This is a genomic window from Ruegeria sp. HKCCA5491, from assembly GCF_013034565.1.
Classification (GTDB): Bacteria; Pseudomonadota; Alphaproteobacteria; order Rhodobacterales; family Rhodobacteraceae; genus Ruegeria.
Genome location: NZ_WQGG01000002.1, coordinates 291,989 through 318,900, shown reverse-complemented (window position 1 = coordinate 318,900; position 26,912 = coordinate 291,989). Strand labels below are relative to the sequence as shown.

Annotated in this window: 24 protein-coding genes; 10 read left to right on the top strand and 14 right to left on the bottom strand. The window is 58.0% G+C overall.

The genetic code is table 11. The annotated features are described in order from the left end of the window. Positions 1–1,323, top strand: a complete 1,323-nt coding sequence (locus GOV88_RS05295) for a 3-deoxy-D-manno-octulosonic acid transferase (protein WP_171239748.1) — start codon at positions 1–3, stop codon at positions 1,321–1,323. A gap of 46 nt (positions 1,324–1,369) precedes the next feature. Here the strand turns inward: GOV88_RS05295 and GOV88_RS05290 are convergent, their stop codons facing one another. From GOV88_RS05290 to GOV88_RS05260, 7 genes are all read right to left on the bottom strand, one after another. Then, the gene (locus GOV88_RS05290) at positions 1,370–2,533 is read right to left on the bottom strand and encodes a M20 aminoacylase family protein (RefSeq protein WP_171239747.1); all 1,164 of its coding nucleotides are present in this window, start codon (positions 2,531–2,533) and stop codon (positions 1,370–1,372) included. Between the two features lie 40 nt (positions 2,534–2,573). Further along, positions 2,574–3,716 carry an MFS transporter gene (locus tag GOV88_RS05285; protein ID WP_371808216.1) on the bottom strand — a complete coding sequence of 381 codons (1,143 nt, stop codon included), beginning with the start codon at positions 3,714–3,716 and terminating at the stop codon, positions 2,574–2,576. 69 nt (positions 3,717–3,785) lie between these two features. After that, positions 3,786–5,063 (bottom strand): DUF3422 family protein, encoded by a 1,278-nt coding sequence (locus GOV88_RS05280; RefSeq protein WP_171120741.1) that lies wholly within the window; start codon positions 5,061–5,063, stop codon positions 3,786–3,788. 108 nt (positions 5,064–5,171) lie between these two features. Next, complete coding sequence (locus GOV88_RS05275; protein WP_171120739.1) at positions 5,172–5,528, bottom strand: VOC family protein; 357 nt, start codon at positions 5,526–5,528, stop codon at positions 5,172–5,174. A 163-nt stretch (positions 5,529–5,691) separates the two neighbouring features. Continuing rightward, the gene (locus tag GOV88_RS05270) at positions 5,692–7,143 is read right to left on the bottom strand and encodes an NAD(P)(+) transhydrogenase (Re/Si-specific) subunit beta (RefSeq protein ID WP_171239746.1); all 1,452 of its coding nucleotides are present in this window, start codon (positions 7,141–7,143) and stop codon (positions 5,692–5,694) included. Between the two features lie 13 nt (positions 7,144–7,156). Beyond that, positions 7,157–8,728, bottom strand: a complete 1,572-nt coding sequence (locus GOV88_RS05265; protein ID WP_171120734.1) for a Re/Si-specific NAD(P)(+) transhydrogenase subunit alpha — start codon at positions 8,726–8,728, stop codon at positions 7,157–7,159. A 131-nt stretch (positions 8,729–8,859) separates the two neighbouring features. Then, on the bottom strand, positions 8,860–9,309 hold the full coding sequence (locus GOV88_RS05260; RefSeq protein ID WP_171239745.1) for an isoprenylcysteine carboxylmethyltransferase family protein: 450 nt from the start codon (positions 9,307–9,309) through the stop codon (positions 8,860–8,862). A 195-nt stretch (positions 9,310–9,504) separates the two neighbouring features. On the opposite strand from GOV88_RS05260, the gene kynU reads away from it, so the two are divergent. Continuing rightward, complete coding sequence (gene kynU, locus GOV88_RS05255) at positions 9,505–10,698, top strand: kynureninase (RefSeq protein WP_171239744.1); 1,194 nt, start codon at positions 9,505–9,507, stop codon at positions 10,696–10,698. On the opposite strand, the gene GOV88_RS05250 is transcribed toward kynU, so the two are convergent. After that, positions 10,691–11,284: a TetR/AcrR family transcriptional regulator gene (locus GOV88_RS05250; RefSeq protein ID WP_171122568.1), complete on the bottom strand. Its 594-nt coding sequence runs from the start codon at positions 11,282–11,284 to the stop codon at positions 10,691–10,693. The two genes, kynU and GOV88_RS05250, sit on opposite strands and share 8 nt — an antisense overlap. A gap of 82 nt (positions 11,285–11,366) precedes the next feature. Between GOV88_RS05250 and GOV88_RS05245 the strand changes: the two genes are divergently transcribed. Then, positions 11,367–11,831, top strand: a complete 465-nt coding sequence (locus GOV88_RS05245) for a (2Fe-2S)-binding protein (RefSeq protein WP_171120729.1) — start codon at positions 11,367–11,369, stop codon at positions 11,829–11,831. 3 nt (positions 11,832–11,834) lie between these two features. Continuing rightward, positions 11,835–14,075, top strand: coding sequence for a xanthine dehydrogenase family protein molybdopterin-binding subunit (locus GOV88_RS05240; protein ID WP_171239743.1), 2,241 nt, complete (start codon positions 11,835–11,837; stop codon positions 14,073–14,075). Positions 14,076–14,121: 46 nt separating this feature from the next. Here GOV88_RS05240 and GOV88_RS05235 read toward each other — a convergent pair whose 3' ends face one another. The 3 genes from GOV88_RS05235 to GOV88_RS05225 form a co-directional block, all read right to left on the bottom strand. Next, on the bottom strand, positions 14,122–14,901 hold the full coding sequence (locus tag GOV88_RS05235; RefSeq protein ID WP_171120725.1) for a gamma-glutamyl-gamma-aminobutyrate hydrolase family protein: 780 nt from the start codon (positions 14,899–14,901) through the stop codon (positions 14,122–14,124). 204 nt (positions 14,902–15,105) lie between these two features. Then, a complete protein-coding gene (locus GOV88_RS05230; RefSeq protein WP_171239742.1) occupies positions 15,106–15,531 on the bottom strand; it encodes a heme-binding protein in 426 nt (141 codons plus the stop codon). Positions 15,532–15,613: 82 nt separating this feature from the next. Next, positions 15,614–17,749: a malate synthase G gene (locus GOV88_RS05225; RefSeq protein WP_171239741.1), complete on the bottom strand. Its 2,136-nt coding sequence runs from the start codon at positions 17,747–17,749 to the stop codon at positions 15,614–15,616. A gap of 204 nt (positions 17,750–17,953) precedes the next feature. Between GOV88_RS05225 and pepN the strand changes: the two genes are divergently transcribed. The 5 genes from pepN to GOV88_RS05200 all read left to right on the top strand — a co-directional run bounded on the left by pepN (position 17,954) and on the right by GOV88_RS05200 (position 24,528). Further along, the gene (gene pepN, locus GOV88_RS05220) at positions 17,954–20,506 is read left to right on the top strand and encodes an aminopeptidase N (RefSeq protein WP_171239740.1); all 2,553 of its coding nucleotides are present in this window, start codon (positions 17,954–17,956) and stop codon (positions 20,504–20,506) included. Then, the gene (locus tag GOV88_RS05215) at positions 20,503–20,931 is read left to right on the top strand and encodes a hypothetical protein (RefSeq protein WP_171210442.1); all 429 of its coding nucleotides are present in this window, start codon (positions 20,503–20,505) and stop codon (positions 20,929–20,931) included. The genes pepN and GOV88_RS05215 overlap by 4 nt, the downstream gene beginning before the upstream one ends. A gap of 131 nt (positions 20,932–21,062) precedes the next feature. Beyond that, complete coding sequence (locus tag GOV88_RS05210) at positions 21,063–22,319, top strand: hypothetical protein (RefSeq protein ID WP_171239739.1); 1,257 nt, start codon at positions 21,063–21,065, stop codon at positions 22,317–22,319. A 71-nt stretch (positions 22,320–22,390) separates the two neighbouring features. Next, complete coding sequence (gatB, locus tag GOV88_RS05205) at positions 22,391–23,962, top strand: Asp-tRNA(Asn)/Glu-tRNA(Gln) amidotransferase subunit GatB (protein WP_171239738.1); 1,572 nt, start codon at positions 22,391–22,393, stop codon at positions 23,960–23,962. 158 nt (positions 23,963–24,120) lie between these two features. After that, a complete protein-coding gene (locus GOV88_RS05200) occupies positions 24,121–24,528 on the top strand; it encodes a DUF4177 domain-containing protein (protein WP_171239737.1) in 408 nt (135 codons plus the stop codon). 12 nt (positions 24,529–24,540) lie between these two features. Here the strand turns inward: GOV88_RS05200 and GOV88_RS20445 are convergent, their stop codons facing one another. Both GOV88_RS20445 and GOV88_RS05195 read right to left on the bottom strand, forming a co-directional pair. After that, positions 24,541–24,765 (bottom strand): GDCCVxC domain-containing (seleno)protein, encoded by a 225-nt coding sequence (locus GOV88_RS20445; RefSeq protein WP_254449169.1) that lies wholly within the window; start codon positions 24,763–24,765, stop codon positions 24,541–24,543. Between the two features lie 31 nt (positions 24,766–24,796). Further along, complete coding sequence (locus GOV88_RS05195; RefSeq protein ID WP_171120708.1) at positions 24,797–25,051, bottom strand: BolA family transcriptional regulator; 255 nt, start codon at positions 25,049–25,051, stop codon at positions 24,797–24,799. 107 nt (positions 25,052–25,158) lie between these two features. On the opposite strand from GOV88_RS05195, the gene GOV88_RS05190 reads away from it, so the two are divergent. Beyond that, entirely contained in the window at positions 25,159–25,785 is a 627-nt protein-coding gene (locus GOV88_RS05190) for a J domain-containing protein (protein ID WP_171120706.1), read from the top strand. A 12-nt stretch (positions 25,786–25,797) separates the two neighbouring features. Here GOV88_RS05190 and GOV88_RS05185 read toward each other — a convergent pair whose 3' ends face one another. Next, positions 25,798–26,679 (bottom strand): Hint domain-containing protein, encoded by an 882-nt coding sequence (locus GOV88_RS05185; RefSeq protein ID WP_171239736.1) that lies wholly within the window; start codon positions 26,677–26,679, stop codon positions 25,798–25,800. Between the last annotated feature and the right edge of the window lie 233 nt (positions 26,680–26,912).

Here is a 26,912-nt window from a genome sequence, read left to right as displayed (position 1 = left end):
ATGCCCGATCATTCAGAACGGCCGACGCTGCTATACACCCTGTATTGCGGCCTGACCGGCGTTGCCGCGCCAATCGTTTGGCAGACGGTTCGAAAGAAACTACAGGCCGCTGATGTCCCGGTTGAGCGTCAACACGAACGGCTGGGCCATGCAAGCCTGCCGCGACCAAATGGCCAACTGATCTGGTTTCATGCGGCAAGCGTCGGCGAAACCCTGTCCGTCATCACCCTGATCAAACGCCTGGGTCAGCGCTTGCCCCAGGCCGAGTTCCTAATAACGTCCGGCACACCGACCTCAGCCGCGTTGATCGCAAAGCGGATGCCCCCGCGCACGCGCCACCAATTCCCACCGCTTGACACGTCCGGACCCGTTCAGCGCTTCCTGACCCATTGGCGACCGGACGCTGGTATTTTCGTCGAAAGCGAAATCTGGCCCCGGCTCATCGTTGAAAGTGCAGATCGCAAGATCCCGCTGGCCTTACTGAACGCCCGCCTCTCAGACAAATCTGTCGAGGGATGGAAAAAGCGACCAGTAACCGCACGTTTCATTCTGGATAAGTTCAGTCTTTTCCTGACCCAAAATGACAAGGCGGCCGAAAACTTGCGCCAAATGGGGGCTGCACCGGAACGGGTTCAATCAGGCACCAACCTCAAGGCTATGTCCGACCCCCTGCCTGTTGACCAGAACACAGTATCGCAAATCCAAAACCAGATTTCAGGCCGCCCCGTGTGGATCGCCAGTTCCACCCATCAGGGCGAGGAAGACGCCGTTCTTGCCGCACATGCACAGTTGCTCAAACAACGCCCCGACTTGCTATTGCTTCTGATCCCCCGCCACCCGGAACGCCGGGACGAAGTTCACGCCCTTATCAAACAAACCGGACTAACGGCCGCGTTTCGGTCCTCTGACCAAGCAATCACGGACACAACACAAATCTACGTGGCAGACACTTTAGGGGAAACCGGCACGTGGTACGCAATCTGCCCCATCGTGTTCCTTGGCGGCTCATTGAAGGAAATCGGAGGACACAATCCCTTCGAACCCGCACAAGCCGGCGCTGCAGTCATCACCGGGCCCGGTTATTACAATTTCGCTGAAACATTCGCGCCCCTGATCGAAACCGGAGGTGCGGTGGAAATAAACTCTGCCCCGCAACTGGCAGCTATCGTTGACAAATGGCTATCTGACCCAAGCGCACTGAATTCAGCACGGACAGCCTCAAAATCCTGCGTCAATACGCAGAAATCGGCCCTGAATGATGTCGTCGAAACCCTATGTACCAGGCTTGATCTACGGCCTCAGGATCCCTCTCCATCTGGCTAAAAATATCCCGGGGGTGTGGGGGCAGCGCCCCCACCCACGCTGCCATTCACGCAGCGGGCATTCGCTGTTCAACAATTTCTGCCCACCAACTGCAACCGGCAGGAATCGCCTCATCGTTGAAATTGTATTCCGGGTGATGCACAGCCGCTGAATCGCCGTTTCCAACCAGAATATAAGCCCCCGGTCGCTCCTCCAGCATAAAGGCAAAGTCCTCGCCCCCCATGACCAACGGTGCCTCAGCGCACTCACCGGCCACGGATCGCGCGACATTCGCTGCAAAATCAGTTTGCTCATCGCTGTTCACCATCACGGGATAGCCGCGGTAATACGTTACTTCTGCCGCTCCGCCGAATGTGGCGGCAACCCCGTTGCAAATTTCACCGATCCGCTTTTCAGCCAGCCCCCGCATCGCTTCGCTCATCGTGCGCACCGTACCTTTTAACCTGACCGTCTGCGGGATCACGTTGAAAGCTGTCGAAGACGTTTCAAAAGACGTGACCGACACGACAATCTGATCAATGGGATCAGCATTGCGCGACGCAATGGTCTGCAAGGCCATGACCGCTTGCGCGGCAAGGACAGTCGTATCGACTGTTTCATGTGGCTTGGCCGCGTGGCCCCCTTTACCTTCGAATATGATATCAAACTGGTCGGTCGCGGCAAAAAAGGCACCGGGGCGTATGGCAAAGCTTCCGACCGGACGTCCGGGCCAGTTATGCATCCCATAAACTTCCTGAATGCCCCAGCGGTCCATCATCCCGTCTTCGCACATCTCACGACCACCACCGCCGCCCTCTTCGGCGGGCTGAAAGATGACAACGACAGTGCCGTCAAAGTTTCGCGTCTCCGAGAGGTATTTCGCCGCCCCCAACAGCATCGCCGTATGACCGTCGTGCCCGCAGGCATGCATGGCGCCCTCAGTCTTGGACGTATAGTTCAGCCCCGTCGCCTCATGAATCGGCAGCGCGTCCATATCAGCCCGCAATCCGATAACGTTGCCTTTTGTATCGACCTTGCCTTTGATGATGCCCACGACACCCGTGCGCCCGATCCCGGTCACGACCTCGTCACAGCCAAATTCCCTCAGCTTTTCCGCCACCAAAGCACTGGTGCGATGGGTTTCGAACAAAATTTCGGGATTCTGGTGGATATCACGCCGCCACTCGGTGATTTCGTTTTGCAGTTCCGCGAACCGGTTCTTTATCGGCATGTCTACCTCCCATATTGTTCTTGTTCCCTGCTCTTGGCAGTCAATCCAGTGCAGCAGGTCGCAACGCACCGGACAAGATAACTATCATGATTGCAAGCGGCAGCAGGGCCATAAACGCCAACCGCAATGTAAGCATCTCTGCCAAAAACCCAATAAGCGGAGGCCCGATCAACAACCCGCCATATCCCAATGTGGCCACGCTTGCGATGGCTTGGCCGGGCGGGACATTTGGATCGTTGGCCGCTCGGCTGAACGCTAAGGGCATAATGACAGCATAACCGATGCCCATCAGCGCAAAGCCTGCCAGCGCCAATTGGGGCTGCACCGCCGAAACGACGCCCAGAACACCCAATGCCGCGCACACGCCACCAAATCTGGCCGTCGCGACAGGCCCAAACCGGGCGATGACGACGCCTCCGGCCAACCGAAAGGCGACCATGGTGACTGAGAATACAGCGTACCCCAAGGCCGCGATACTCTCGGCTGCGCCCGTCACGTCCCGCAGGAAAATCGCGCTCCAGTCTGCAACCGCGCCCTCGCCCAATGCACCGCACAGGGCTGTGAATCCGACAAGGATCAGTGCCCCGGATGGCAGGGCAAAAACCGCCCCGCCGGGCGAAGCCGCCCTGCGCGACGTCCAGCGCACCCAAGACAAAACCAGCGCCAAACCAACCACAGCACCGCCCGCCAAAAGAAAGTGCTGCATTACAGTCATACCAAGCTGCACGGCACCGTACCCACTCAGCGCACCCAGCCCGGCCCCAAGGCTCCACATCGCGTGAAACGAAGACATGACGGGCTTGTCATAGGCTTGTTCAACTTCAGCAGCCCATGCGTTCATCGCGACGTCCATCGACCCGTGAAACGCCCCGAATATGAATAAAAAGGCCGCCAGCGCCCAAAAACTACCGGCAACAGCCAACAGAACCAGCGAAAGCGTGTAGAGAACCGCGATGACTCGCGTGATGGACACCGCCCCAAACTTATCCGTCAAACGACCGGTTATAGGAAAGGAACAAACGGCCCCAGCCGCCATGAACAGCAAGCCAAGGCCCAAAGCCTCGTGCGTCAGGTCCAGCCTGTCCCGTACCGCGGGGATACGGGATGCCCATATACCGAACAACGCACCATTCAGGATGAACATGGCGGCTACAGCCCGCCATGCGGCTACGATTCCAATCACCGGTCTACCCTCAGCTCTCCGCCTGCCCCGGTCAGTACTACAGACACGGCACGGAATGGCAAACGAGGTTTACTCCAACCGCCTGCGAATTTGCCGGATCGCAAACCAAACGGTCAGCACAACTGGGATCGTGACAATCGCCGTCAGCATACCTTTGCTTATCCCGGCCTTGGTCAAAGGATACAAAAGGTAGCTGACCAACGAGACCGCATAATAGCTGATGGCAACCACCGACAACCCCTCGACCGTGTGCTGCAAACGCAGGGCCAGATCAGCGCGACGGTCCATACTTTCCAACAGCGCTTGATTCTGCGCACTGCGTTCCACATCCACCCGGGTCCGCAACAGCTCTCCTGCGCGGATGGCCCGATCCGACAGGGCCTGCAAGCGCCGCTCAGTCGACTTCACGGTGCGGATCGCGGGGTCATAGCGCCGCATCATGAAATCGGCAAAGCTCTGACGACCCTCAAACCTCTGCTCGCGCAACACCTCGATGCGTTGATTGACGATGGCTTCATATGCGCCCGTTGCACCGAACCGAAACGAACACCGGGCAGACAATGTCTCCAGCTCAATCGACGTGGCAAGCAGGTCCGGCAAAAGCTCGTCAGGATGGGCCGAATTGTCGGTCATCTGCCCCATCAAATTGGTAAGTTGCGCGTCCAACTCACCAATCCGGGGCGTCAATTGCTTGACGCGGGCAAAACCCAGCATCGACATCGCCTTGTATGTTTCGATCTCGCACAGGCGCTGAATGATCCGCCCCGTCCTACGCCGCCCGGTGCCTTTGTTCACAAACAGCGCAAAGCGCATATGTCCAGCCGGATCAATCCGGAAGTCGCTCGCGCATATGGCCGCATCATCCAATACTCTAGCCACAGCAAGACTTTCCGGCTCAAACCAATCGGCCAGAGCGTCCTTGGCAGCCGCATCGCTTTCCAGGTCCACCACCCGCATCATGGCCGAGGTAACACGCTGACCCGGACTTGCCATCAACCAGTCCTGTGGAAACACCTCAAAATCGGCAGGATTGAAGGCACGGTCGCTGACATTCTGCGTGATCGCAGTATAAGTCACAAACTCGGTATGCTGCTCCCATTTGAGCCAATGACGGCCAATCTGACCCGCATAATGGGTGGCCTCAGGCTGCGGATGCGGCGCGCCATGGCGATCCAGCAGATTGATCAAATGCACCATATCTTCGTGCCGATCCCGCCCGACAGCTTCAGTAGTTTTCTTTATGGCCAGAAACACCACCGTGCAGGGCGTCGATGCCACCGGAAATGGGCGCGCATGCAGTTCGTTGGCCAGCGCATAGCGCAGCGGATGATCATCGATAGGCGTCATTCTGGGCTCCGGGTCTGACCAGCGCACTATACGACACCTCAAAAATACATCAATTCTCTTTTTATTTCATATGCTTACAAGGATACAACGGTATACAAATCCGCTATCTCATTGATTTGGTTGCCACAGCTCGATCGGGTTGCCCTCGGGGTCGTGAAGTCTGGCGAATTTTCCGACCTCGCTGTCCCATTCGGCCCGAGTCTCCACAGGGATTCCAGCGACCTCAAGCTGCGCGATCATCGCGCCCAAGTCGTCCACTCGAAAATTTATCATCCATTGCTGTTCGGTGCGCCCGAAATAATCCGTATCCTGCGCGAATGGCGCAAAGACCGTATACCCGGCACTCTGTTTCCAAGGCAGCGGGTTGAGCTGGTTCACACCAAGATGCTCTTCATACCACCGTCCAAGCGCCTCCGGATCACGAGCGCGAAAGAACACGCCGCCTATGCCATTTACTTTCTGCAAAACCTACCCATTCGCGAATACCTTCTCCCCAAAGATACCACATCTCGCCCGCTTCATCTGGCCAGAAATATCCTGGGGGGTTTGGGGGGCAAAGCCCCCCATCATTCACCAAAAAGAAAAGGGCGCCCATCGGCGCCCTTTCCAATCTACCTATAAGGATAGATCAGTCGATCATCGGCAGCAGCTTGTCCAACGAAGCCTTCGCGTCGCCATAAAACATGCGCGTGTTCTCTTTGAAGAACAGCGGATTTTCGATGCCCGAATAGCCAGTTCCCTGACCACGTTTGGACACAAACACCTGCTTGGCCTTCCAGCATTCCAGAACCGGCATCCCGGCAATCGGGCTGTTGGGGTCTTCCTGCGCCGCAGGGTTCACGATGTCGTTCGAGCCGATTACGATGGCCACATCCGTTTCCGGGAAGTCCTCGTTGATCTCATCCATTTCCAGAACGATGTCATAAGGCACCTTCGCCTCGGCCAGCAGCACGTTCATGTGACCCGGCAAACGACCCGCAACGGGGTGGATCGCAAAACGCACCTCTTTGCCCTTGGCACGCAGCTTGCGGACCAGTTCGGAAACCGACTGCTGTGCCTGCGCAACCGCCATACCATAACCTGGAATGATGATCACACTGTCAGCGTCATTCAAAGCAGCGGCCACGCCATCCGCGTCAATCGCCACCTGCTCGCCCTCAACTTCCATCTGCGGGCCCGAGGTGCCGCCAAAGCCGCCCAGGATCACGCTGACAAAGTGCCGGTTCATCGCCTTACACATGATGTAGGACAGGATCGCACCGGACGAACCGACCAGCGCACCGACCACGATCAGCAGGTCGTTGCCAAGGCTGAAACCAATCGCTGCCGCAGCCCAACCCGAATACGAGTTTAGCATCGACACAACCACCGGCATATCCGCACCACCAATACCCATGATCAGGTGATAGCCGATGAACAGCGCCGCCAGCGTCATCAGGATCAGCGGGAACAGACCACCCGACGCGGTGTACCAGATCAGACAGATCAGCGAGAGACCCGCCGCCGCCGCGTTCAGCGCATGACCGCCAGGCAGCTTGGTCGCCGCAGATGTCACTTTGCCCGCCAGCTTGCCATAAGCCACGACAGAACCGGTAAAGGTGATCGCACCGATGAAGATACCCAGGAACAGTTCCACATGCAGGATGGTTAGTTCCGCCGCCGTTTTCTTGGCGATCAGCTTGGCAAATGCGCCCAGATCGGACAGGTCCGCCTCTTTCGCGCTGTCAGCAATCGCCATGACCTGCGCAACGTTGCCGATCTCAAAATGCGCGTTGAAACCAACGAACACAGCCGCCAGACCCACCAGCGAGTGCATCGCGGCCACAAGCTGCGGCATCTCGGTCATCTGCACGCGTTTGGCCACGTAGGAACCAATCAGACCGCCACCTGCGATCAGCAACAGCGACAGCAGCCACAGGCCGGAACCCGGACCAACCAGCGTGGCGAAAACCGCCAGCACCATACCGACAATGCCGTACCAGACAGCGCGTTTGGCGCTTTCCTGGTTCGACAACCCGCCCAGAGACAGGATGAAAAGGACAGCCGCGACAACATAAGCGGCAGTGGTGAAGCCAATCATCTACCCGGCCTCCTTAAGATTTCTGGAACATGGCGAGCATGCGCCGGGTGACAAGAAAGCCGCCGAAGATGTTGATCCCGGCCATAAAGACAGACAACGCCGCCAGCAGAATGACCAGGAACGAACCCGACCCGATCTGCATAAGCGCCCCAACGATAATGATCGACGAGATCGCGTTGGTGATCGCCATCAGCGGGGTGTGCAGGCTGTGCGCCACGCCCCAGATCACCTGGAAGCCCACGAATACGGCCAGCACGAACACGATGAAGTGCTGCATGAAGCTGGCCGGAGCGACCAGACCAACCAGCAGCATCAGCGCGCCGCCGACACCCAGCAGGGTGAACTGCTGCTTGGTCTGCGCCTTGAACGCCGCAATCTCCTGCGCCTTTTTCTCTTCCGGGGTCAGTTCTTTGACCTCGGGCTTTTTCTGCGCCGCGATGGCCTGCACTTTGGGCGGTGGTGGCGGGAAGGTGATCTCACCTTCAAAGGTCACGGTCGACCCGCGGATCACGTCATCTTCCATGTCGTGATTGATCTGACCATCCTTCTCGGGCGTCAGGTCTGCCATCATGTGACGGATGTTAGTCGCGTAGAGCGACGAGGACTGCGACGCCATCCGGCTGGGGAAGTCGGTATAGCCGATGATGGTCACGCCATTGTCGGTCACGATCTTCTCATCCGCGACGGTCAGCTTACAGTTGCCGCCCTTTTCCGCGGCAAGGTCAACGATAACCGAACCCGGCTTCATGCTTTCGACCATATCTTTGGTCCAAAGCTCGGGCGCTTCGCGGTTCGGGATCAGCGCGGTGGTGATCACGATGTCCATTTCAGGGGCCAGTTCACGGAACTTGGCAAGCTGCGCGTTGCGGAATTCTTCGGACTGGACCGACGCATAGCCGCCGGTGGCTGCGCCATCCTGCTGCTGCTCTTCAAAGTCCAGATAGACGAACTCGGCACCCATGGATTCGACCTGCTCGGCCACTTCGGGGCGCACGTCGAACGCATAAGTGATCGCACCCAGCGAGGTCGACGTCCCGATCGCGGCCAGACCGGCCACACCGGCACCAACGATCAGCACCTTCGCAGGCGGGACTTTACCTGCAGCCGTGACCTGACCGGTGAAGAAACGGCCAAAGTTGTTGCCGGCCTCGATCACGGCACGGTAACCCGCGATGTTCGCCATCGAGGACAGTGCATCCATCTTCTGAGCACGGGAAATACGCGGAACCATTTCCATGGCGATCACGTTCGCGCCCTTGGACTTGGCCAGTTCCATCCCTTCTTCATTGCCCGCCGGGTTGAAGAACGAAATCAAGGTCTTGCCCTTGGTCAGGCGCTTCAGCTCGGTTTCATTCGGCTGACGTACCTTGGCAACAATATCCGCCGCCTTCCATAGGGCCGCAGCGGTTTTGACAATCTCAACGCCTGCGGCTTCATAGGCTGCATCCGAGAATCCAGCCGCAGCACCCGCACCGGTTTCAATGGCACAGTCATAGCCCAGTTTTTGAAGCTGAACGGCTGAGTCCGGAGTCATCGCGACCCGGTTTTCACCGTCCATAATCTCTTTTGGTGTTCCTATCTTCACCGGCATTATCCCCCTAATTTTCACTCACATTGAGCGGGTGGTCGGTATTGTTCATCAAGCATCCATGTATCCTGCGCAATATTATTTCGCAAGCGCAGCAATATTAACGTGGTGTCATTTTACGTGAGTCCTCAGATCCATCGGCGCGTGCTACGCTCGTATCGCGCGAAGTCTGCGCGGAACGTTCTGCGCATTCTATCTTCTTCGGGCAGAATAAAACGCCGTTCCAGCAGCCAGACAAAAACAGGTATCAGTGCCAGCGATAAAACTGCATCAAAGCGCAGAAGCAGCCCCGTCAGAATCAGAACGTCACCCAAGTAGATCGGATTGCGGCTGCGTTTGAAAATACCGCTTTGAATCAACGAACTGGGCGTTTCATGCGGGATAACTGTTGTCCGGTGTTTGCGGAACTCGGTAATGGCAAGCAGGATAAGGATAAACCCGCCTCCGATCAGAATGCCGCTCAGCAAATCCGTGAAGCCACCGTCCAGCGACAATCCCATCGACAGGTATCGGGCCTGTAGCCACGCCAGAACCGCGCAGCCCAACAACCAGACCGGAGGTATGTCAATTTTGCGCATGGTTAAGTAACTTTCTGCTCGGTAGCGAGGCTAAATGTCGCTTTTGCATGATGATCTATCGCTTTCCGACAGGAATCGCAAAATCGCAGAAAGTCGCAGGAAATTTATCTCACCTTTCACCCTCACCGACGCCGATAGACAGACAAGGTCGGATGGGCTAGCCCTTGGTCGACACACAAAGACGAAGGCCCGCCAATGACTGACTTCAAAGCAACCAAGGCTATGTTCGACCTGCCGGATGGCGTGGTTTATCTGGACGGCAATTCGCTGGGCCCCGTACCCAAGGCAGCGACGTCGCGAGTTGCTGAGATGATGACCGAAGAATGGGGTAAGATGCTGATCACCGGCTGGAACAAGGCCGGATGGATGGGGTTTCCGATCGGATTGGGCGATCGCATCGGCCGACTGATCGGAGCAGAGCCCGGCAGCGTGGTAACCGGCGACACATTGTCAATCAAGGTTTATCAAGCGGTGGCCTCGGCGCTGGAACTGTGCCCGGATCGCAAGGTCGTGCTGTCGGACAACGGCAACTTCCCCTCTGACCTTTATATGGTGGATGGGCTGCTGCGCTCTTTGGGGCCGGACTATGAATTGCGCGTTGTCGCACCCGAGGATGTGGCTGCGAACATCACCGAGGACGTGGCCGTTTTGATGCTGACCGAAGTCGATTACCGGTCGGGCCGGATGCACGACATGAAGGCGCTGACGGAACTTGCACACGCCAACGGAACCATCACGGTCTGGGATCTGGCCCACTCTGCCGGGGCAATTCCTGTGGACTTGTCTGGCTGCAATGCCGACTTTGCGGTGGGATGCACCTACAAATACCTCAATGGCGGCCCCGGAGCGCCTGCGTTCATCTACGTCGCACCACGCCTGACTGACCGTGTTCGCCCAGCGCTGTCAGGTTGGCTTGGGCATGAGGCCCCCTTTTCCTTCGATCTCGATTATCGCCCCGGCAGCGGGATCGAGAGAATGCGGGTAGGCACCCCTCCGATCATCCAGATGACCGCCCTGTCCGCTGCAATGGATATCTGGGACATGGCTGACATGGCAGACGTGCGCGCCAAGTCCATCGCGCTGACTGAATTGTTTATCAACCGGGTCGAAGCCACCTGCCCCGAGCTGCGCCTTGCCAGTCCGCGCGACGCAAAGCAGCGCGGCAGCCAGGTCTCATTCCGCTTTGAAGAAGGCTATGCGGCTATGCAGGCGCTCATTGCCCGCGGAGTTATCGGAGATTTTCGCGCGCCCGACATCATGCGGTTCGGATTTACGCCGTTATTTATCGACGAGCAGGATGTTGAACGCGCGGTGGACATTCTGGCCGATATTATGGCGAACCGGTTGTGGGACACCCCGGAATACAAGCAACGCCAGCGGGTTACCTGAGCGCAAGCCCAGCTCCGACAATCGTGGCAAAGTTCGAGTTCATGCGGTCGAACTGCTGGTAATCCGTGGCGGCGATCTTGTTACCGCGCAGAGCAGCGCCAATCATTCTGGCCGTTTCTCGCGGGCTGTCGAACAGGCGTATCCGCCCGTTTTCTACCTCGCGTTCAAGCCAGTTCGCGTAAAGCTCCAGCAACTGCGCCTCGCCTTGCGTGACAATGTCAGATGCCATGGAAATACCCGCGTCCAGCAGTTCGAGCCCATGTGCTGAAGACATGATCTCTGCCATCCCGTCCGTCTGAACGCGGATCGCGTTTCCGAAAACCTGTGACACCGGACCGTCCGCATTCAGCGCCTTGGCAACGGCTGCTTTCTTTTCCTCGTAGTGCAGCTCTGTCAGTTTTCGCAGAATGGCTTCTTTGTTCTCGAAGTACAGGTACAAAGCTGGGCGCGACATCCCCGCACCTTTTGCTATGTCATCCATCGAGGTCTTCTTGAATCCATAGGTCGAAAAGACCCGCAGAGCGGATTCAAGGATAGCCCGGGTTTTTTCGTCGAGCGCAAAGTCTCTCATCTGAACCTTTGACATTTTTTGTTTCATTTGTCAGTTGACTGACTGACATCTCGTATTAAATATGTCAGCACGTCAGCAAAGCCAAGAGGGGAACACCATGGCGACCAATTTGAACGTTAACGGTACGTCGTACCAGGTGGATTTGCCTGACGATGTTCCCCTGCTTTGGGTTCTGAGGGATGAGGTTGGCCTGACCGGTACCAAATTTGGCTGCGGTGTTGCCGCCTGTGGTGCCTGTACTGTCCATATCGACGGCGAGGCCGTGCGGTCCTGTCAGGTTGCGTTGTCTGATGTCTGGGGCGACGTAACAACCATCGAGGGTCTCGGCACTCCGGACGCGATGGCCAAGATCCAGCAAGCTTGGGTCGACCATCAGGTTGCGCAATGCGGTTACTGCCAATCAGGTCAGATCATGCAAGCGGCGGCCTTGCTGGCCGAGAACCCCTCTCCGACAGATGCTGACATCGACGACGCGATGCAGGGCAACCTGTGTCGTTGTGGAACCTATCCACGCATCCGGGCCGCAATCCACGATGCGGCTTCCAAGTTGAAGGAGGCGTAAACAATGGCATCTGTTGGTAAAATCCTTCGCCGCACATTCCTGATAGGTTCAGCAGCTATCGTCGGCGGCGTTGCTTTTGGTGCGTATTACGTTACCCGTCCGGCAGCGAACCCGCTGAAACCGGCAAAAGGTGAAACCGCACTCAGCCCGTTTATTCTAATTGACCAGCAGGGCGTGACCCTGTTCGCCCCACGCGCCGAGATGGGACAGGGCGTGATGACCACCTGGGCTGCCCTGATCGCAGAAGAACTGGACGTCGAGATGGACGATATCCGCGTTCTGCATGGTCCTGCTGCGGCAGCCTACTATAACTCTGCTCTGGTTGGCGAAGGTCTGCCGAACAAGGGATATGACATCTCCGACTTCCAGCACAATCTGGGTGAAGCCCTTGGTGTCCTCGGCAAAACCCTCAGCTTGCAAGTCACCGGCGGCTCGACCTCGATGAAAGACGGATTTGGGCGTATGCGCGAGGCGGGAGCAACCGCGCGGGAAACATTGAAACAAGCGGCGGCGGACCGGTTGGGCGTTGACCGCGCGCAGTTGAAAACCGAAGCGGGCGTGGTGATCGCACCGGATGGCACACGCATCCCCTATACGGAACTGGCCGAAGCCGCAGGCCGGATCGACCCGCCTCATGCGGAACTGCGCGATCCGTCGGACTGGCGTCTGCTGGGGCAGAATCTGCCGCGCGTGGATATCGTAGGTAAATCCACCGGCACCGCCGAGTTCGGCATAGACGTGCGCCCCGAAGGTCTGAAATTCGCTTCGGTTCGGATGAATCCCAAGCTGGGCGGCGAGATGAACGGCTTTGATGCCAGCGCGGCCCAGTCCATGCCCGGCGTTGAAAAAGTCGTGGATCTGGGCAATGGAGTGGCGGTTGTCGCCACCAACACATGGCTGGCTATTCAGGCGGTCGAGGCGATCGACGTCGATTGGGCCGACGCCCCCTACCCGTCCGAGACCGAAGACCTGTTCACCACCATCGCCCAGGCGTTTGACGACGCGCCAAACTCAACCATGCGGGACGATGGCGATGTGGACGTGTTGCCCGACGGCGCGACCGAGATCACCGCCGAATACCGCGTGCCCTATCTGGCGCATTCCACGATGGAGCCGATGAACGCCACCGCGCTGTTCACCGGCACCAAGCTGGACCTGTGGTGCGGTAATCAGGCCCCGACCCTGTTGCTGATCCGCGCCGCAAACACCGCCAATCTGGACAAGGATGCCGTCGAAATTCACACCACCTATCTGGGCGGCGGCTTTGGGCGGCGCGGAGAGTTGGACTTTGCCGAGATTGCCACCAAGGTCGCGATGGCCATGCCCAACGTTCCGGTCCAGACCACCTGGAGCCGCGAAGAAGATATGCGCCACGATTTCTATCGCCCCGGCGCGCTAGCGCGGATGCGGGGTGCGGTCAAGGATGGTACAGCGGTCCTGATCGACGGCAAGGTTGCGGCCCAATCCTGCACCCAGCAAGCTGTCGAGCGGTATACCGGTATGCCGGGCGGCGGCCCTGACAAGGTGCTGGTCGAAGGTCTGTTCAACCAACCCTATGCGGTGCCGAATTATCGCATCAGCGGTCACATTGCAGATCTGGACGTGCCCGTGGGGTTCTGGCGCTCGGTCGGCAACAGCCATAACGGATTCTTCCACGAGACGTTCATGGATGAGATGGCCCATGCCGCAGGACGTGACCCGCTGGAGTTTCGTCTGGAACTGGCCAAGGCCGAATTCGCCCCGGCTGCGGGTGTTTTGCAGGCCGTCAAGGACATGTCCGGCTGGACCGGTGAAACCCCCGATGGCGTCGGGCGCGGCGTTGGGATGACCTACAGCTTTGGTACGCCAGTCGCACAAGTGATCGAAGTTGTTGACGAAGATGGCACCATCCGCATCGCTAAGGCGTGGATCGCCTGTGACGTCGGCCTCGCGCTGGACCCCGGCACGGTCAAGGCACAGATGGTCGGCGGCATGATCTATGGTCTGTCGGCGGCGGTAACGGGCGAGATTACTTTCTCGGACGGTGAAGTCGAACAGTACAACTTCCCCGACTATGACGCCCTGCGGATGCACAACGCTCCGCTCACCGAAATTCGGGTTCTTGAAACCAACCCGCGTCTGGGTGGTGTTGGTGAACCTGGAACACCTCCGTCCATGCCAGCTTTGGGAAATGCGCTTTTTGACCTGACAGGTGAACGCGCGCGGACGCTACCCCTGATCAATCAGTTCAATCTGCTGGTTTGATCGCGTTGCGCCGGTCTGGTTCTTCTCTCCCGGACCGGCGCACGAATTACGCACTCTGCTGGATGAGCCTCGCGCCGGACCCTTCAGACCAAGCATGAACGGCTGCTCCGAACGCTTTGAACAACGGCCGCGACACGGGATCGTTTTCAGCATCCCATTCCGGGTGCCATTGAACCGACAGGGTGAAGCCCGGCGCATCCTTGACATAGATCGCCTCTGGCGTCCCATCCGGCGCATGGCCTTCAATCACGATCCTATGTCCCACGGTTTTGATACCCTGCCCATGCAGCGTGTTTGTCATCACCTCACAAGCCCCCATAAGCCGATGGAACACACCACCTTCGGACAGGGTCACGATATGGCGCAGCGCGAATTTCTCTTCCAGCGTTCCATCGGGCGGCATACGGTGGTTCATCCGACCCGGCAGCTCGCGGATTTCCGGATACAGCGTCCCGCCCATTGCGACGTTGACCTCTTGGAACCCTCTGCAGATACCAAAGAACGGCTGCCCTCGCTCGACGCAGGCCCGCACCAGCGGCAGGGTGATCGCGTCACGCGCACGGTCAAATTCACCATGCGCTTCGGTCTCGGGCTCACCGTATTCTTCCGGGTGAACGTTTGGCCGACCACCCGTCAATAGAAAGCCGTCGCACACCTCAAGCAATTCTTCGACCGAGACATAACGCGGATCAGCCGGGATCAGCAGCGGCAGACAGCCCGACACGTTCGCCACGGCTTCAGAATTCATTGTCCCGCCCGCATGGGTCGGGTATTCATCGTTCATAAGGTAAGAGTTGCCGATGATACCGACGACGGGCCGAGACATTCCGCTTTCCTAATCTGTTGCGCGTTTCACGAAAGCTATCCGCAGGGTCAAAAGCGTGCAATAGCACACCCCCTGTGTATCAGCGCAAGTACATGTTCACCCCTGCACATTAGGGCACCTGTGACGGCACTTGCCCATTTTGGCGTCGTTCCGCGAATTCCGCAGATCAAAGAGCATCTGCTGCTCGCGGAATATTTCAACCAATTAGACTTCGCCGACCAGACCAGCAGCCTCAATCCCAGCCATCGCCGCAACCGCATCATTGTCCGAGGTATCGCCGGTCACGCCGACAGCCCCAATCACAGCGCCCTTCTTATCGCGCAGCAACACGCCGCCCGGAACCGGGACGACCTGCCCGCCATACACTCCGTTCACGGCGGCCATGAAATAAGCCTGCGCCTCGGCCCGCGCCATCTGCGCCGTGCCCGCTATGCCCAGCATGACCGAGCCATAGGCCTTGCCCTGCGCAATCGCAAAGCGGCCTGGCGCGGCACCATCTTCGCGTTCAAACGCAATCACATGCCCGCCGGCATCCAGAACTACAACCGAAAGCGGTTTTAATTCCAACTCACGGCCCTTTTCCAAAGCTTTGCGCACAATGGTGCGCGCCTTACGCAATGTAACAACCAACCCTGATCCCTTTCATCTGGCCAAAAATATCCTCGGGGGAGCGCGAGGGGGCAGACAGCCCCCTCGTTCCCATCCTATCCACTCAACCCAAGCTGGCTTTCAGCTCCAAACGGCGGGCGTGCAGGACCGGCTCGGTATAGCCCGAGGGCTGCACCCGACCTTTGAAAACCAGATCACAGGCCGCTTGAAACGCAATACCGTCAAAATCAGGAGCCATCGGGCGGTAGCTTGGGTCGCCCTCATTCTGACGATCCACCACGGCGGCCATCTTCTGCATCGCGGCCATCACCTGTTCCTCGCTGACCGCATCATGATGCAGCCAGTTGGCCAGCGCCTGCGATGAAATCCGGCAAGTCGCGCGGTCTTCCATCAGGCCGATATCGTTGATGTCCGGCACTTTCGAACAGCCCACACCCTGATCGACCCAGCGCACCACATAACCAAGAATGCCTTGCGCGTTGTTCTCGACCTCACGCGTAATTTCATCATCGCTTAGGTTACGCTCGCCCAACAGCGGAACCGTCAGCAGATCATCCAGCGTGCCGCGTGCTCCACCGGCGGCAAGCGCATCCTGACGGGCCAGAACGTCGACCTTATGGTAATGCGTGGCGTGCAGGGTTGCGGCGGTCGGTGACGGCACCCAAGCGCAGGTCGCGCCGGACTTCGGGTGGCCGATCTTCTGATCCAACATGTCCCCCATCCGGTCGGGCATCGCCCACATGCCTTTGCCGATCTGCGCCTTGCCCTTCAGACCACAGGCCAGACCGATATTGACATTGCGATCCTCATAAGACGCAATCCACGGTGTCGCTTTCATATCGCCTTTGGGCAACATCGGGCCTGCCTCGATCGAGGTATGAATCTCATCCCCCGTGCGGTCCAGAAAGCCGGTGTTGATAAAGGCCACACGCGATTTCGCGGCGCGGATGCATTCCCGCAGGTTGGCCGAGGTGCGGCGCTCTTCATCCATGATGCCCAATTTCACGGTGTTGCGCGGCAGGCCAAGGATGTCTTCAACCATATCGAAAATCTCAACCGCAAAGGCCACTTCGGCGGGGCCGTGCATCTTTGGCTTGACCACATAGACCGACCCCTTGACCGAGTTTCCGCCCTCACGCTGCAGGTCATGCATCGCAATCAGCGTGGTGCAGAGCGCGTCCATCAGGCCCTCGCCAATCTCATTGCCATCACCGTCCAGAACGGCCGGATTGGTCATCAGGTGGCCCACATTGCGGATCAGCATCAGCGAGCGGCCTTTCAACACGGCCTGTTCGCCGCCTGCGGTGGTATAGGTCAGGTCATCAGCCAGCTTCCGAGTGAAGGTGGTGCCGCCCTTGGTTACCTCTTCGGCCAGATCACCCTTCATCAGACCCAGCCAGTTGCCATAGGCCACGACCTTGTCCTCGGCATCCACACAGGCGACCGAGTCCTCGCAGTCCATAATCGTGGACAGCGCCGATTCCAGATGAACGTCAGCAATTCCAGCCGGATCAGCCGCGCCAATATTACTAGAGGCATCGACGACGATTTTCACATGCAGCCCGTTATTCTTCAGCAGTACGAAATCGGGCTTCTCAGCCTCACCGCCAAAGCCAACAAATGCCGAAGCGTCGGCCAGCGCGGGTACCAGCGCACCGCCTTCGACGCGCAGATCGGACACATCGGCCCACGACCCTGCGGTCAGCGGCACAGCATCATCCAAAAAGCTTTTGGCCCAGGCAATCACACCGGCGCCGCGCGCTTCGTCATACCCTCCAGCGGCGGGCAGATCACCCATCGCGTCGGTTCCATACAGCGCATCGTACAGGCTGCCCCAACGTGCATTGGCGGCGTTCAGCGCAAAGCGGGCATTGGTGATTGGCACAACCAGTTGCGGGCCGGGAATGGTGGCAATCTCAGGGTCGACATTGGCGGTTTTGATCTGAAAATCTTCGCCTTCTTCGACCAGATAACCGATCTCACGCAAGAAGGCTTGATAGGCGTCGGCGTCATGATCCTGACCTTTGCGGTCCACGTGCCATGCGTCGATCCGGCCCTGAAGCTCTTCTCGTTTGGCAAGAAAGGCACGGTTTTTCGGTCCCAACTCGGCTACCATCCGCGACAGACCATCCCAGAACGTATCGGCGGATACACCGGTTCCCGGCAGGGCCTTGCCCTCGATGAATTCGGCCAGAACCGTATCGACCTGAAGTCCGCTGCGTGCCTGTCTGCTGCTCATTTGGTGTCTCTCCGCCATTGTGCGCCATTGTATGCAGCCTGCATTTAGGCCGATTGTTTCCGATAGGCAACTTTCGACGTCACATTTAAACCCTTCGGCGTTGCACGAAGCTGCTTCAAATACGACAAGGCAATGAAGCCGCTGTTGCAGCCCATCGCCTCAGGCCATAACGTCGCGCCAGTTATCAAATGATGCGAGGTCCCGATGCGCGACGCTGCCCCCCAAACGATCTACCTGAAAGACTACACGCCGTTCGGCTACATCGTGGATAGCGTGCATCTGACCTTTGATCTGGCCGCACACGCCACCCGCGTCACCTCGCGCATTGCGTTCCGCCCCAACCCTGAGGCGACGGACCGCACATTCTTTTTGCACGGCGAAGACCTGACCCTGATCCGCGCGTCCATTGACGGCATCGATGTCACGCCCGAGGTGACCGACAAGGGTCTGACCGCCCCTGCCCCCGATGCACCCTTTGTTTGGGAGGCTGAGGTTGAGATCGACCCCGGCAACAACACCGCGCTTGAGGGGCTGTATATGTCGAACGGCATGTACTGCACCCAGTGCGAGGCCGAAGGGTTCCGCAAGATCACCTACTACCCCGACCGTCCCGATGTGATGTCCACCTTTACCGTGCGCATCAACGGCGATCTTCCGGTGTTACTGTCCAACGGCAACCCAAGCGGCAAAGGCGAAGGCTGGGCCGAATGGACCGACCCATGGCCTAAACCCGCCTATTTGTTCGCGCTCGTCGCGGGCGATCTGATCGCGCATCCCGGCCGATTCACCACCATGTCGGGCCGGGACGTCGAACTGAACCTCTGGGTGCGTCCCGGCGACGAAGGTAAATGCGCTTTTGGTATGGAAGCGCTGAAAAAATCTATGAAATGGGATGAAGACGTCTATGACCGGGAATACGATCTGGACGTGTTCAACATCGTGGCCGTCGACGATTTCAACATGGGCGCGATGGAGAACAAGGGGCTGAACATCTTCAACTCTTCCGCCGTTCTGGCCAGCCCCGAGACCTCAACCGACATGAATTTCGAACGGATCGAGGCGATCATTGCCCATGAGTATTTCCACAATTGGACCGGCAACCGCATCACCTGCCGCGACTGGTTTCAGCTGTGTTTGAAAGAGGGGCTGACCGTGTTCCGCGATGCGCAGTTCACGTCCGACATGCGCTCGGCCCCGGTGAAACGTATCCACGATGCCATCGACCTGCGCGCGCGGCAATTCCCCGAGGATAACGGGCCTTTGTCCCATCCGGTGCGACCCGAAAGCTTTCAGGAAATCAACAACTTCTACACCGCCACCGTCTACGAAAAAGGCGCCGAAGTCATCGGGATGCTAAAACGGCTGGTCGGGGATAAGGCGTACACGAAGGCGCTGGACCTGTATTTTGATCGTCACGACGGTCAGGCCTGCACCATCGAAGACTGGATCAAAGTGTTCGAGGATACGACGGGCCGTGATCTGTCACAGTTCAAACGCTGGTACAGCCAATCCGGCACCCCCCGCGTGACCGTGGCCGAGGATTGGGCAGACGGCACCTATACTTTGACCCTGTCGCAACGCACCGAACCGACCCCGGGGCAGGATGAGAAACTGCCGCAGGTGATCCCGGTGGCCGTGGGCCTGCTGAGCCCCAACGGGGATGAGGTCCGCGCGACCGAGGTGCTGGAACTGACAGAGGCCAGCCAGAGCTTTACCTTCACAGGGCTGGCCGCCAAACCGACGGCTTCGATCCTGCGGGATTTCTCGGCCCCGGTCATTCTTGAACAAGATCAGAGCAACACCGAACGCGCCTTCCTGCTGGCCCATGACACGGACCCGTTCAACCGCTGGCAGGCCGGGCGTTCGTTGGCCGAAGACACTCTGTTGGCGATGATCCAAGCCGGCGCGTCGCCTGATGCCGACTATCTTGACGGGCTGCTGGCCGTGCTGCGCGATCGTGATCTTGACCCGGCATATCGTGCACTGATGCTGGGCCTGCCGACACAATCGGAACTGGCGGCAGCTCTGCACGAACGCGGTTTAACACCTGATCCAATGGCGATCTGGACCGCAGTAGAAACCCTGCGGCAGGTCACGGCGCAACACGTGCAGGACTTGCTACCGCGCCTGCACAGCGAAACCATGATTGATGCGCCCTTTAGTCCTGACGCCGATCAATCAGGCAAGCGTGCGCTGGGTGGGGCGGCACTGGCGCTGACCACGCGATTGGATGGCGGAGCCAAGGCCGCTGTCAGCTATGAGACCGCTGACAACATGACCCTGCAACTTTCCGCCCTATCCTGCCTACTGCGCGCTGGCAAAGGTGAGGCTGAATTGACCACCTTCTACGATCAGTGGAAGCACGATCGGCTTGTGGTGGACAAATGGTTCGGCCTACAGGTCGCGATGGCCGCACCTGAATCCGCTGCGGATTCAGCACGCAAACTGACTGAGCATCCAGATTTCAACTGGAAAAACCCAAACCGATTCCGCGCGGTCATGGGGTCTTTGGCGATGAATCACGCTGGCTTCCACCGCGAAGACAGCGCTGGGTATGCGTTGCTGGCCGACTGGTTGATCAAGCTGGATCCGGTCAACCCGCAAACCACCGCAAGGATGTGCTCGGCCTTTCAGACTTGGAAACGCTATGACGCGGGCCGTCAGGACCTGATCCGCACGCACCTGAGGCGCATTGCCGATACAGCGGACTTGTCGCGTGATACGACCGAAATGGTCTCGCGTATTCTGGGCGCATGACACCGTTCACTTATACACGTCATAACCGAACACCCCGAACGGTCGTGATTCTGATCCTTGTGTATGCGGCGTTGATTTCGCTGGTGATCCTGTTTGACGCCGTCTGGTGGCTGATTGGGTTGCTGGCGCTTCCTACGCTGCCGGCCCTTTGGGACGTTGTACGGGATACCAGCGCGGGCCTGTCGCTTGATCAGAACAAGCTGAATTGGTTCACCGGCAATCGAACAGCCGAGGTGAAATTGTCGGAAATTGACTATGTCCGCTTTGACACCCGCTGGGATTTTTCCGTGCGCGTTTCGTTGATTACGATCTCGGGAAAACGAATTCGGCTGCCGGATGAGTCGATCCCCCCACACGCAGAGTTTGAGTCCATCTTTGAGCGGGCCGGGATCCGAGTGGAGCGGCATCACTTCAGTGTATTCTGACGGCAATGCCGGGAAAAAAGTCTCACTGTTCACCAAAACGACACAAATACCCCCCCAAATCTTGAATTTGATGCAAATTCCAGAGAAACTTGGTTCCTAAGTTTCCAGTTTTTACAGTTCCGAGTTTCACCATGTTCCGGTTGTTCCGCACCTCTTCATCCAACGCACAGGCTTCTTCTCTGCCGATGCCGTCCGACTTGGCGCTTTCGCCTGAGGTCGCTGCGGCAATGCCTGATCAGGGGCAGTTGAATATCCCTGTAGCAGAGCTTCAGGCCGAGGATCTGGTGGGTCGCAAGACGATCGAAGCCGGGCGTCATCTGGCGCGTCAGGGCCGCTGGTCCGAGCTGTCGCGGCAAATGCGGGCCGCGGACGAGGCTCGGGAGTCTGCGCCTGACGGTATGCCGATTGCAGACCTTCTGGCGTTTGGTGCCCGCGCCGACGTTGTTCTGGCGGTTGAGCACGCGCTTTCTGATTGGAAAGCGCTGTCTGATTATGACGTGCTGTGTGGCATTTCCGAACTGGAAGACGAAATGCGAGAGCACGAAGGCGATCCGATGATCGCACTGGTTGTTGCACTTGCACATATTGATTTGGCCTGGGCATGGCGCGGGACCTCCGTAGACGCGAAATTGCCGCCCTTGCACCAATCGCGCTGCGCTGCACATTTCGACCGGGCGGCAGCAATCCTTCCGAAATGCCGCGAGGCCGCACCCGAAAGCCCGCTTGTTGCTGCGGCCGACTGCGCTCTGCTGGCCGGGCAACGTAAGTCGAACATCCGGGTGGCCGACAAATACGAGCGTCTGATTACTCTGGACCCGCACAATCAGCGTCACATGCGTGCTATGGGCACCCACCTGCTGCCGCGTTGGTTCGGCAGCTATGAAGAGCTTGAGGTTCAGGCCCTTCGCAATGCCGCACGGACACACGAAATCTGGGGTGCTGGCGGGTATACCTGGGCGCAGTTCGACGCGATTGCCCTTGATCCAGAGGCATGTGCCCGGCTGGACGTGGAATATTTCCTGGAAGGGCTGCGTGACATCCTGCGTCAACGCCCCGATCAGGAAACCGTCAACATGTTGGCCGCTTATTGCGCCATCACCATTCAGAACGGGCTTGGCCTGAACGAAAAAGCCAATGAAGTACGCGCGCAAATTCATGAGGCTGCGAACTGGCTGATCCGTGACCACATGACCGAGCTGCATCCGCTGATCTGGGCGCATGCTGCGAATGGGTTCAACAACTCGGTCCGCATCAACTCGCCCGAGAGGTTTGCGGCGCGTGGTCACCGCGATGCCCTGCGTGCGATTGGCGATTTGTTCCGTGAAGAATTGCGCAGCGGCATGGACGTCACCTTTACGCCTTCGGGTCTGCACCTGTCAGGTCACTGATTCCCCCTTGCTCCTTTGGCGCAGCGCGCCTAATACGCAGGCTTAGACTTCTGCGGAAATAGAGGCGCTCCATGCTCGACCTGACATACGAAATGCCCAAAATCAAAACCATTGCCGGGGCCAAGCACGATTGGGAACTGGTCATCGGGATGGAGGTGCACGCTCAGGTCTCATCCAACGCCAAGCTGTTTTCTGGTGCATCGACCCAATTCGGGGCGGAGCCGAATTCGAACGTGGCCTTTGTGGACGCCGCGATGCCGGGGATGCTGCCGGTCATCAACGAATACTGCGTTGAACAGGCGGTGCGCACCGGGCTGGGCCTTAAGGCGGATATCAACCTGAAATCGGCCTTTGACCGCAAGAACTATTTCTACCCCGACCTGCCGCAGGGCTATCAGATCTCCCAGCTTTACCACCCCATCGTGGGCGAAGGTGAAGTACTGGTGGAAATGGGCGACGGCACCGCGCGCATGGTTCGGATCGAGCGCATCCATATGGAACAGGACGCGGGTAAATCCATCCACGACATGGACCCGCATATGTCCTTTGTCGACCTGAACCGGACCGGCGTCTGCCTGATGGAGATTGTCAGCCGCCCCGACATCCGTGGCCCCGAAGAAGCCGCCGCCTATATCGCCAAGCTGCGCCAGATCATGCGGTATCTGGGCACCTGTGATGGCAACATGCAGAACGGCAACCTGCGGGCGGACGTCAACGTGTCGATCTGTTTGCCGGGTGCGTATGAGAAATATCAGGAAACACAGGATTTCTCGCATCTGGGCACACGGTGCGAAATCAAGAACATGAACTCGATGCGCTTTATTCAACAGGCCATTGAGGTTGAAGCCCGCCGTCAGATCGCCATTGTCGAAGGTGGTGGTGAGGTCGAGCAGGAAACCCGCCTGTACGACCCGGACAAGGGCGAGACACGCTCGATGCGATCCAAGGAAGAAGCGCATGATTACCGCTATTTCCCCGACCCCGACCTGCTGCCGCTTGAGATCGAGCAGGCGTGGGTGGACGACATCGCCGCCAAACTGCCCGAGCTGCCCGACGCCAAGAAAGCGCGGTTCATCGAGGCGTTTGGCCTGACCGACTATGACGCCTCGGTCCTGACCGCCGAAGTTGAAGCAGCCGACTATTTCGAAGGGTGTGTTGCAGCGTTTGAAGAAGGAGGATTCCCTCTCCTTAAACCACACTCGAAGTCAACTAAAGGTATCGGCTTTGACGCTAAGAAGATCGCGAACTTCTTGATTAACGAACTGTTCGGGCGGTTGAACAAAGACGGCAAGACCATACGCGAATGTCCAATGTCGCCGGCCCAATTCGCGGTTATCCAACTGCTCATGGCAAAGGGAGACATCTCAGGCAAGATCGCCAAGGACCTGTTCGAGATCGTCTATACCGAAGGCGGCGACCCCGCGCAGATCGTGGAAGAGCGCGGCATGAAGCAGGTCACCGACACCGGCGCGATTGAGGCTGCGTTGGACGAGATCATCGCCGCCAACCCCGCTCAGGTTGAAAAGGCCAAGGTGAACCCGAAACTAGCGGGCTGGTTCGTCGGTCAGGTGATGAAGGCCACCGGCGGCAAGGCCAACCCCAAAGCTGTGAACGAGCTGGTGAGCAAGAAACTAGGCGACTAAGTCATCGAAAATTAGTGCAAGGGCGGCAAGGGGCATCCCCTCTGCCGCCTTTCTTTTGCGCTGTGGCGTGGCAACACACGCTGCGGACTGCGCGAAGATGACTTTCCCAATAGCCTCAACATGCTAGATTGCCGGGAACGAACAGGTAGGAAGAACCGATGCCGCGCTACGAATACAAAGTTGTCCCCGCCCCGCAAAAAGGCGGCAAGGCGAAAGGGGCCAAGACCGCCGAAGACCGGTTTGCCGTCTCGATTGAACAGGTGCTGAACCAGATGGGTCAGGACGGCTGGGAATACCAGCGCGCGGAATTACTGCCCAGCGAAGAGCGTTCGGGCCTGACCAGTTCTACCGTGAACTGGCGCAATGTTTTGGTCTTTCGGCGCGAAATTGAAGTGAACTTTGTCTCAACCCGTGGCCCAAGCGAAACGCCCGAGGGTGTACCGCTGGCGCAGCCCTTGCCCGGACCCGAGGCCGTTGTGGCCCCAGCCCCTATTGCCGAAGAGGTGAAAGAACCCCCACTGTCGCTAAAAGCGGCAGAAGCACCCGAGCAACAAGAGAAACCCTAGCCAAGTTCGAACTTATCCGCAGCACGCCTGCCCCGCCTGAATCGGCGGGCATGGCACTGTCGCGTAGGAGCAATAGACACAGCAATCACCTTCCAGCGGCTTCAAGATTTCACGACACGATTTGCATTCGTAAAACCACTGGCACGCGTCTGTTGGCATAGTTTCCGTTTCGACATGTCCGCAAGCGGGACAAGTCAAAGTCGACTCGAGAATTATGGTTGTCTCTGTGTCTTCCATCTCCCCCTCCTCAATAAACGAGTTGGCGCATTTACTCCCCAATATCCAGCGCCAGCGCGTGAATACGTGGCACGATATCGCCGAGCGCTTTATGCACAGCCCTGTGACGCGCGACTCGGGATTGCCCCTTGAAAGCGGCCGCGCGGATACGGACGTTGAAATGGCTCTCACCGCCCTCTTGATACCCCGAATGCCCACGATGGCTTTCGCTGTCGTCAACTACCTCAAGCTCATGCGGATCAAAGGCAGCTTGCAGGCAGGTTCGGATTTCGTCGGTCACAGTCATTTTTACGCCTAGCGGTAAAAATTTTACCGCCCCCCTCTTCTACTTTCGGCTGCTTAGACTAAACTGCTGCCTCCGAGTCGAGAAGATGCGTTCTTAAGGATCACAGCATGACGAAATCAGACCCTTTCGGATTCGATATGTCCGTCTCCAGCGCCAAGAAAAAGAACCCGCGCGGGCGCCGAGGGATGTCGGGCGCGTCTGAGACATCGGTGCGAATCTGCGACCATGAAGGCTGTGAAGAGGCGGGCAAGTTCCGCGCGCCCAAAGCGCCGGATGTGCTGGATGATTTCTTCTGGTTCTGCCAGCAACACGTGCGCGAATACAACCAGAAATGGAACTTCTTCGACGGCACGACCGAGGCCGAACTGAACGCGCAGCGGTCGAAGGACAAAGTGTGGGAACGTGAAACCAAGCCCATGGGTGACCCCGAAGCCCGTGCATGGGCGCGTTTGGGCATAGAAGACCCGCATCAGGTTCTGGGCGCAAACGCCACCAAGAACCCTGGCCGTACTTCCGGCGGCGGTGGCCGCCGTCTACCCCCCACTGAACGCCGCGCGATTGAGATTCTGGAAGCCAATGACAGTTGGACCAAAGCCGAGGTGCGTAAGGCTTACAAAAAACTGATCAAAGTACTGCACCCGGATATGAACGGCGGCGACCGGTCCCAGGAAGAACAACTGCAAGAAGTCGTCTGGGCCTGGGATCAGATCAAGGACAGCCGGAATTTTAAGTAATTCGGCACATCGCTAAAACAAACCTTGCAATGCGTTGGCTTCGGCCCGCTTGAGGCAACGCAGCCGCGTTTTTAGCATTGATCTGGTACCTTCCAGTTCGGGAAATAACGCAAGCAATTCGGCGACGTCCTCGCGCTGAAAGGACTTTAGCGCGCGATCCCCCAGATACAGGCTTTCGCTGTGCAAACCGTGGGAAGTCAGTGTAGCGTGTTCCTCGCAGGCGATGTGATAGTACGTCACCGGCTTATCTGCTTGCACTTGATGAACCGTATCTCCGTTGACCAGATGAATAGCGGCGCAAAATACGCTCTCTTCACCAAACAGCAATTCGGCCCGCCACCCCTCGAGAACGATCCGGTGCTGGGGTGACACATATAGATCCCGGTTGGGCAATCCCGCACCCAACGCGTCCCGTTGGATCCGCACTGGCCGGTACTTTGGCTGTATACGCAAGGTCTGCGAAGTAAGGGTTCGCTGACCGATCCAGACAATGGGTAGAGATTGTCCCCCTGCCCCGCGAACCCATTCCCCAATTTTCAGGTCTTCTACCGGGCGTGGACCCCGATCTGTCTCGATTAATGTTCCCGCCACAAAGCATGGCGGGTCCGTTGGGTCGAGATCGCCCTCATCAATCTTCCAATTTCCGGTTTGCATTGGGCCAGTCGGATCATCGGTATCCCAGGCATAGATATTGCCGCCAACTTGGATAAATTCACCGGATTCCCCTGTGCCCCGATAGTTCCCTTGACCAAGATAGGTATAGGGCTGAAAGGTCGTTCCCCCATCAAACGAAATTGTCTGGCCATCAATGATCGCGGTTTGGGTCGAGTTGCGAACGATATAGTCGCCACCACCGGTGGTCCCGACATTATGAAGGAGCACGACAAATGGCATGGACCGCGCCCCTAGCCCTGCAAGGTATCAAAACAGTCCGACCACCGCCCGACATGACGCAGCAATCAAAAGAGGCTTTGATCTTGGAACCCATGACCAACACTCTGCACTCATACAAAAAACACCATGTATTATCACCTTAATTGTCAATTAACGCAAATCAAAGGCGCGCAGGCGACTATTCGGGTGATTGCCGCAGAGCCATCCGAGAATTGCTAAAACGTCCCGACAGA

Bases quoted from the DNA above. Each gene is read 5' to 3' on its own strand.
- GOV88_RS05195 (WP_171120708.1), bottom strand. From the start codon at position 25,051: ATGACTGTGACCGACGAAATCCGAACCTGCCTGCAAGCTGCCTTTGAT.
- GOV88_RS05270 (WP_171239746.1), bottom strand. From the start codon at position 7,143: ATGATTGGCTTCACCACTGCCGCTTATGTTGTCGCGGCTGTCCTTTTC.
- GOV88_RS05295 (WP_171239748.1), top strand. From the start codon at position 1: ATGCCCGATCATTCAGAACGGCCGACGCTGCTATACACCCTGTATTGC.
- GOV88_RS05225 (WP_171239741.1), bottom strand. From the start codon at position 17,749: ATGAGCAGCAGACAGGCACGCAGCGGACTTCAGGTCGATACGGTTCTG.
- GOV88_RS05290 (WP_171239747.1), bottom strand. From the start codon at position 2,533: ATGCCGATAAAGAACCGGTTCGCGGAACTGCAAAACGAAATCACCGAG.
- GOV88_RS05190 (WP_171120706.1), top strand. From the start codon at position 25,159: ATGACGAAATCAGACCCTTTCGGATTCGATATGTCCGTCTCCAGCGCC.
- GOV88_RS05240 (WP_171239743.1), top strand. From the start codon at position 11,835: ATGGCATCTGTTGGTAAAATCCTTCGCCGCACATTCCTGATAGGTTCA.
- GOV88_RS05210 (WP_171239739.1), top strand. From the start codon at position 21,063: ATGTTCCGGTTGTTCCGCACCTCTTCATCCAACGCACAGGCTTCTTCT.
- GOV88_RS05260 (WP_171239745.1), bottom strand. From the start codon at position 9,309: ATGCGCAAAATTGACATACCTCCGGTCTGGTTGTTGGGCTGCGCGGTT.
- GOV88_RS05235 (WP_171120725.1), bottom strand. From the start codon at position 14,901: ATGTCTCGGCCCGTCGTCGGTATCATCGGCAACTCTTACCTTATGAAC.
- GOV88_RS05185 (WP_171239736.1), bottom strand. From the start codon at position 26,679: ATGCCATTTGTCGTGCTCCTTCATAATGTCGGGACCACCGGTGGTGGC.
- GOV88_RS05250 (WP_171122568.1), bottom strand. From the start codon at position 11,284: ATGTCAAAGGTTCAGATGAGAGACTTTGCGCTCGACGAAAAAACCCGG.
- kynU (WP_171239744.1), top strand. From the start codon at position 9,505: ATGACTGACTTCAAAGCAACCAAGGCTATGTTCGACCTGCCGGATGGC.
- GOV88_RS20445 (WP_254449169.1), bottom strand. From the start codon at position 24,765: ATGGAAGACACAGAGACAACCATAATTCTCGAGTCGACTTTGACTTGT.
- GOV88_RS05215 (WP_171210442.1), top strand. From the start codon at position 20,503: ATGACACCGTTCACTTATACACGTCATAACCGAACACCCCGAACGGTC.
- pepN (WP_171239740.1), top strand. From the start codon at position 17,954: ATGCGCGACGCTGCCCCCCAAACGATCTACCTGAAAGACTACACGCCG.
- GOV88_RS05200 (WP_171239737.1), top strand. From the start codon at position 24,121: ATGCCGCGCTACGAATACAAAGTTGTCCCCGCCCCGCAAAAAGGCGGC.
- GOV88_RS05280 (WP_171120741.1), bottom strand. From the start codon at position 5,063: ATGACGCCTATCGATGATCATCCGCTGCGCTATGCGCTGGCCAACGAA.
- GOV88_RS05245 (WP_171120729.1), top strand. From the start codon at position 11,367: ATGGCGACCAATTTGAACGTTAACGGTACGTCGTACCAGGTGGATTTG.
- gatB (WP_171239738.1), top strand. From the start codon at position 22,391: ATGCTCGACCTGACATACGAAATGCCCAAAATCAAAACCATTGCCGGG.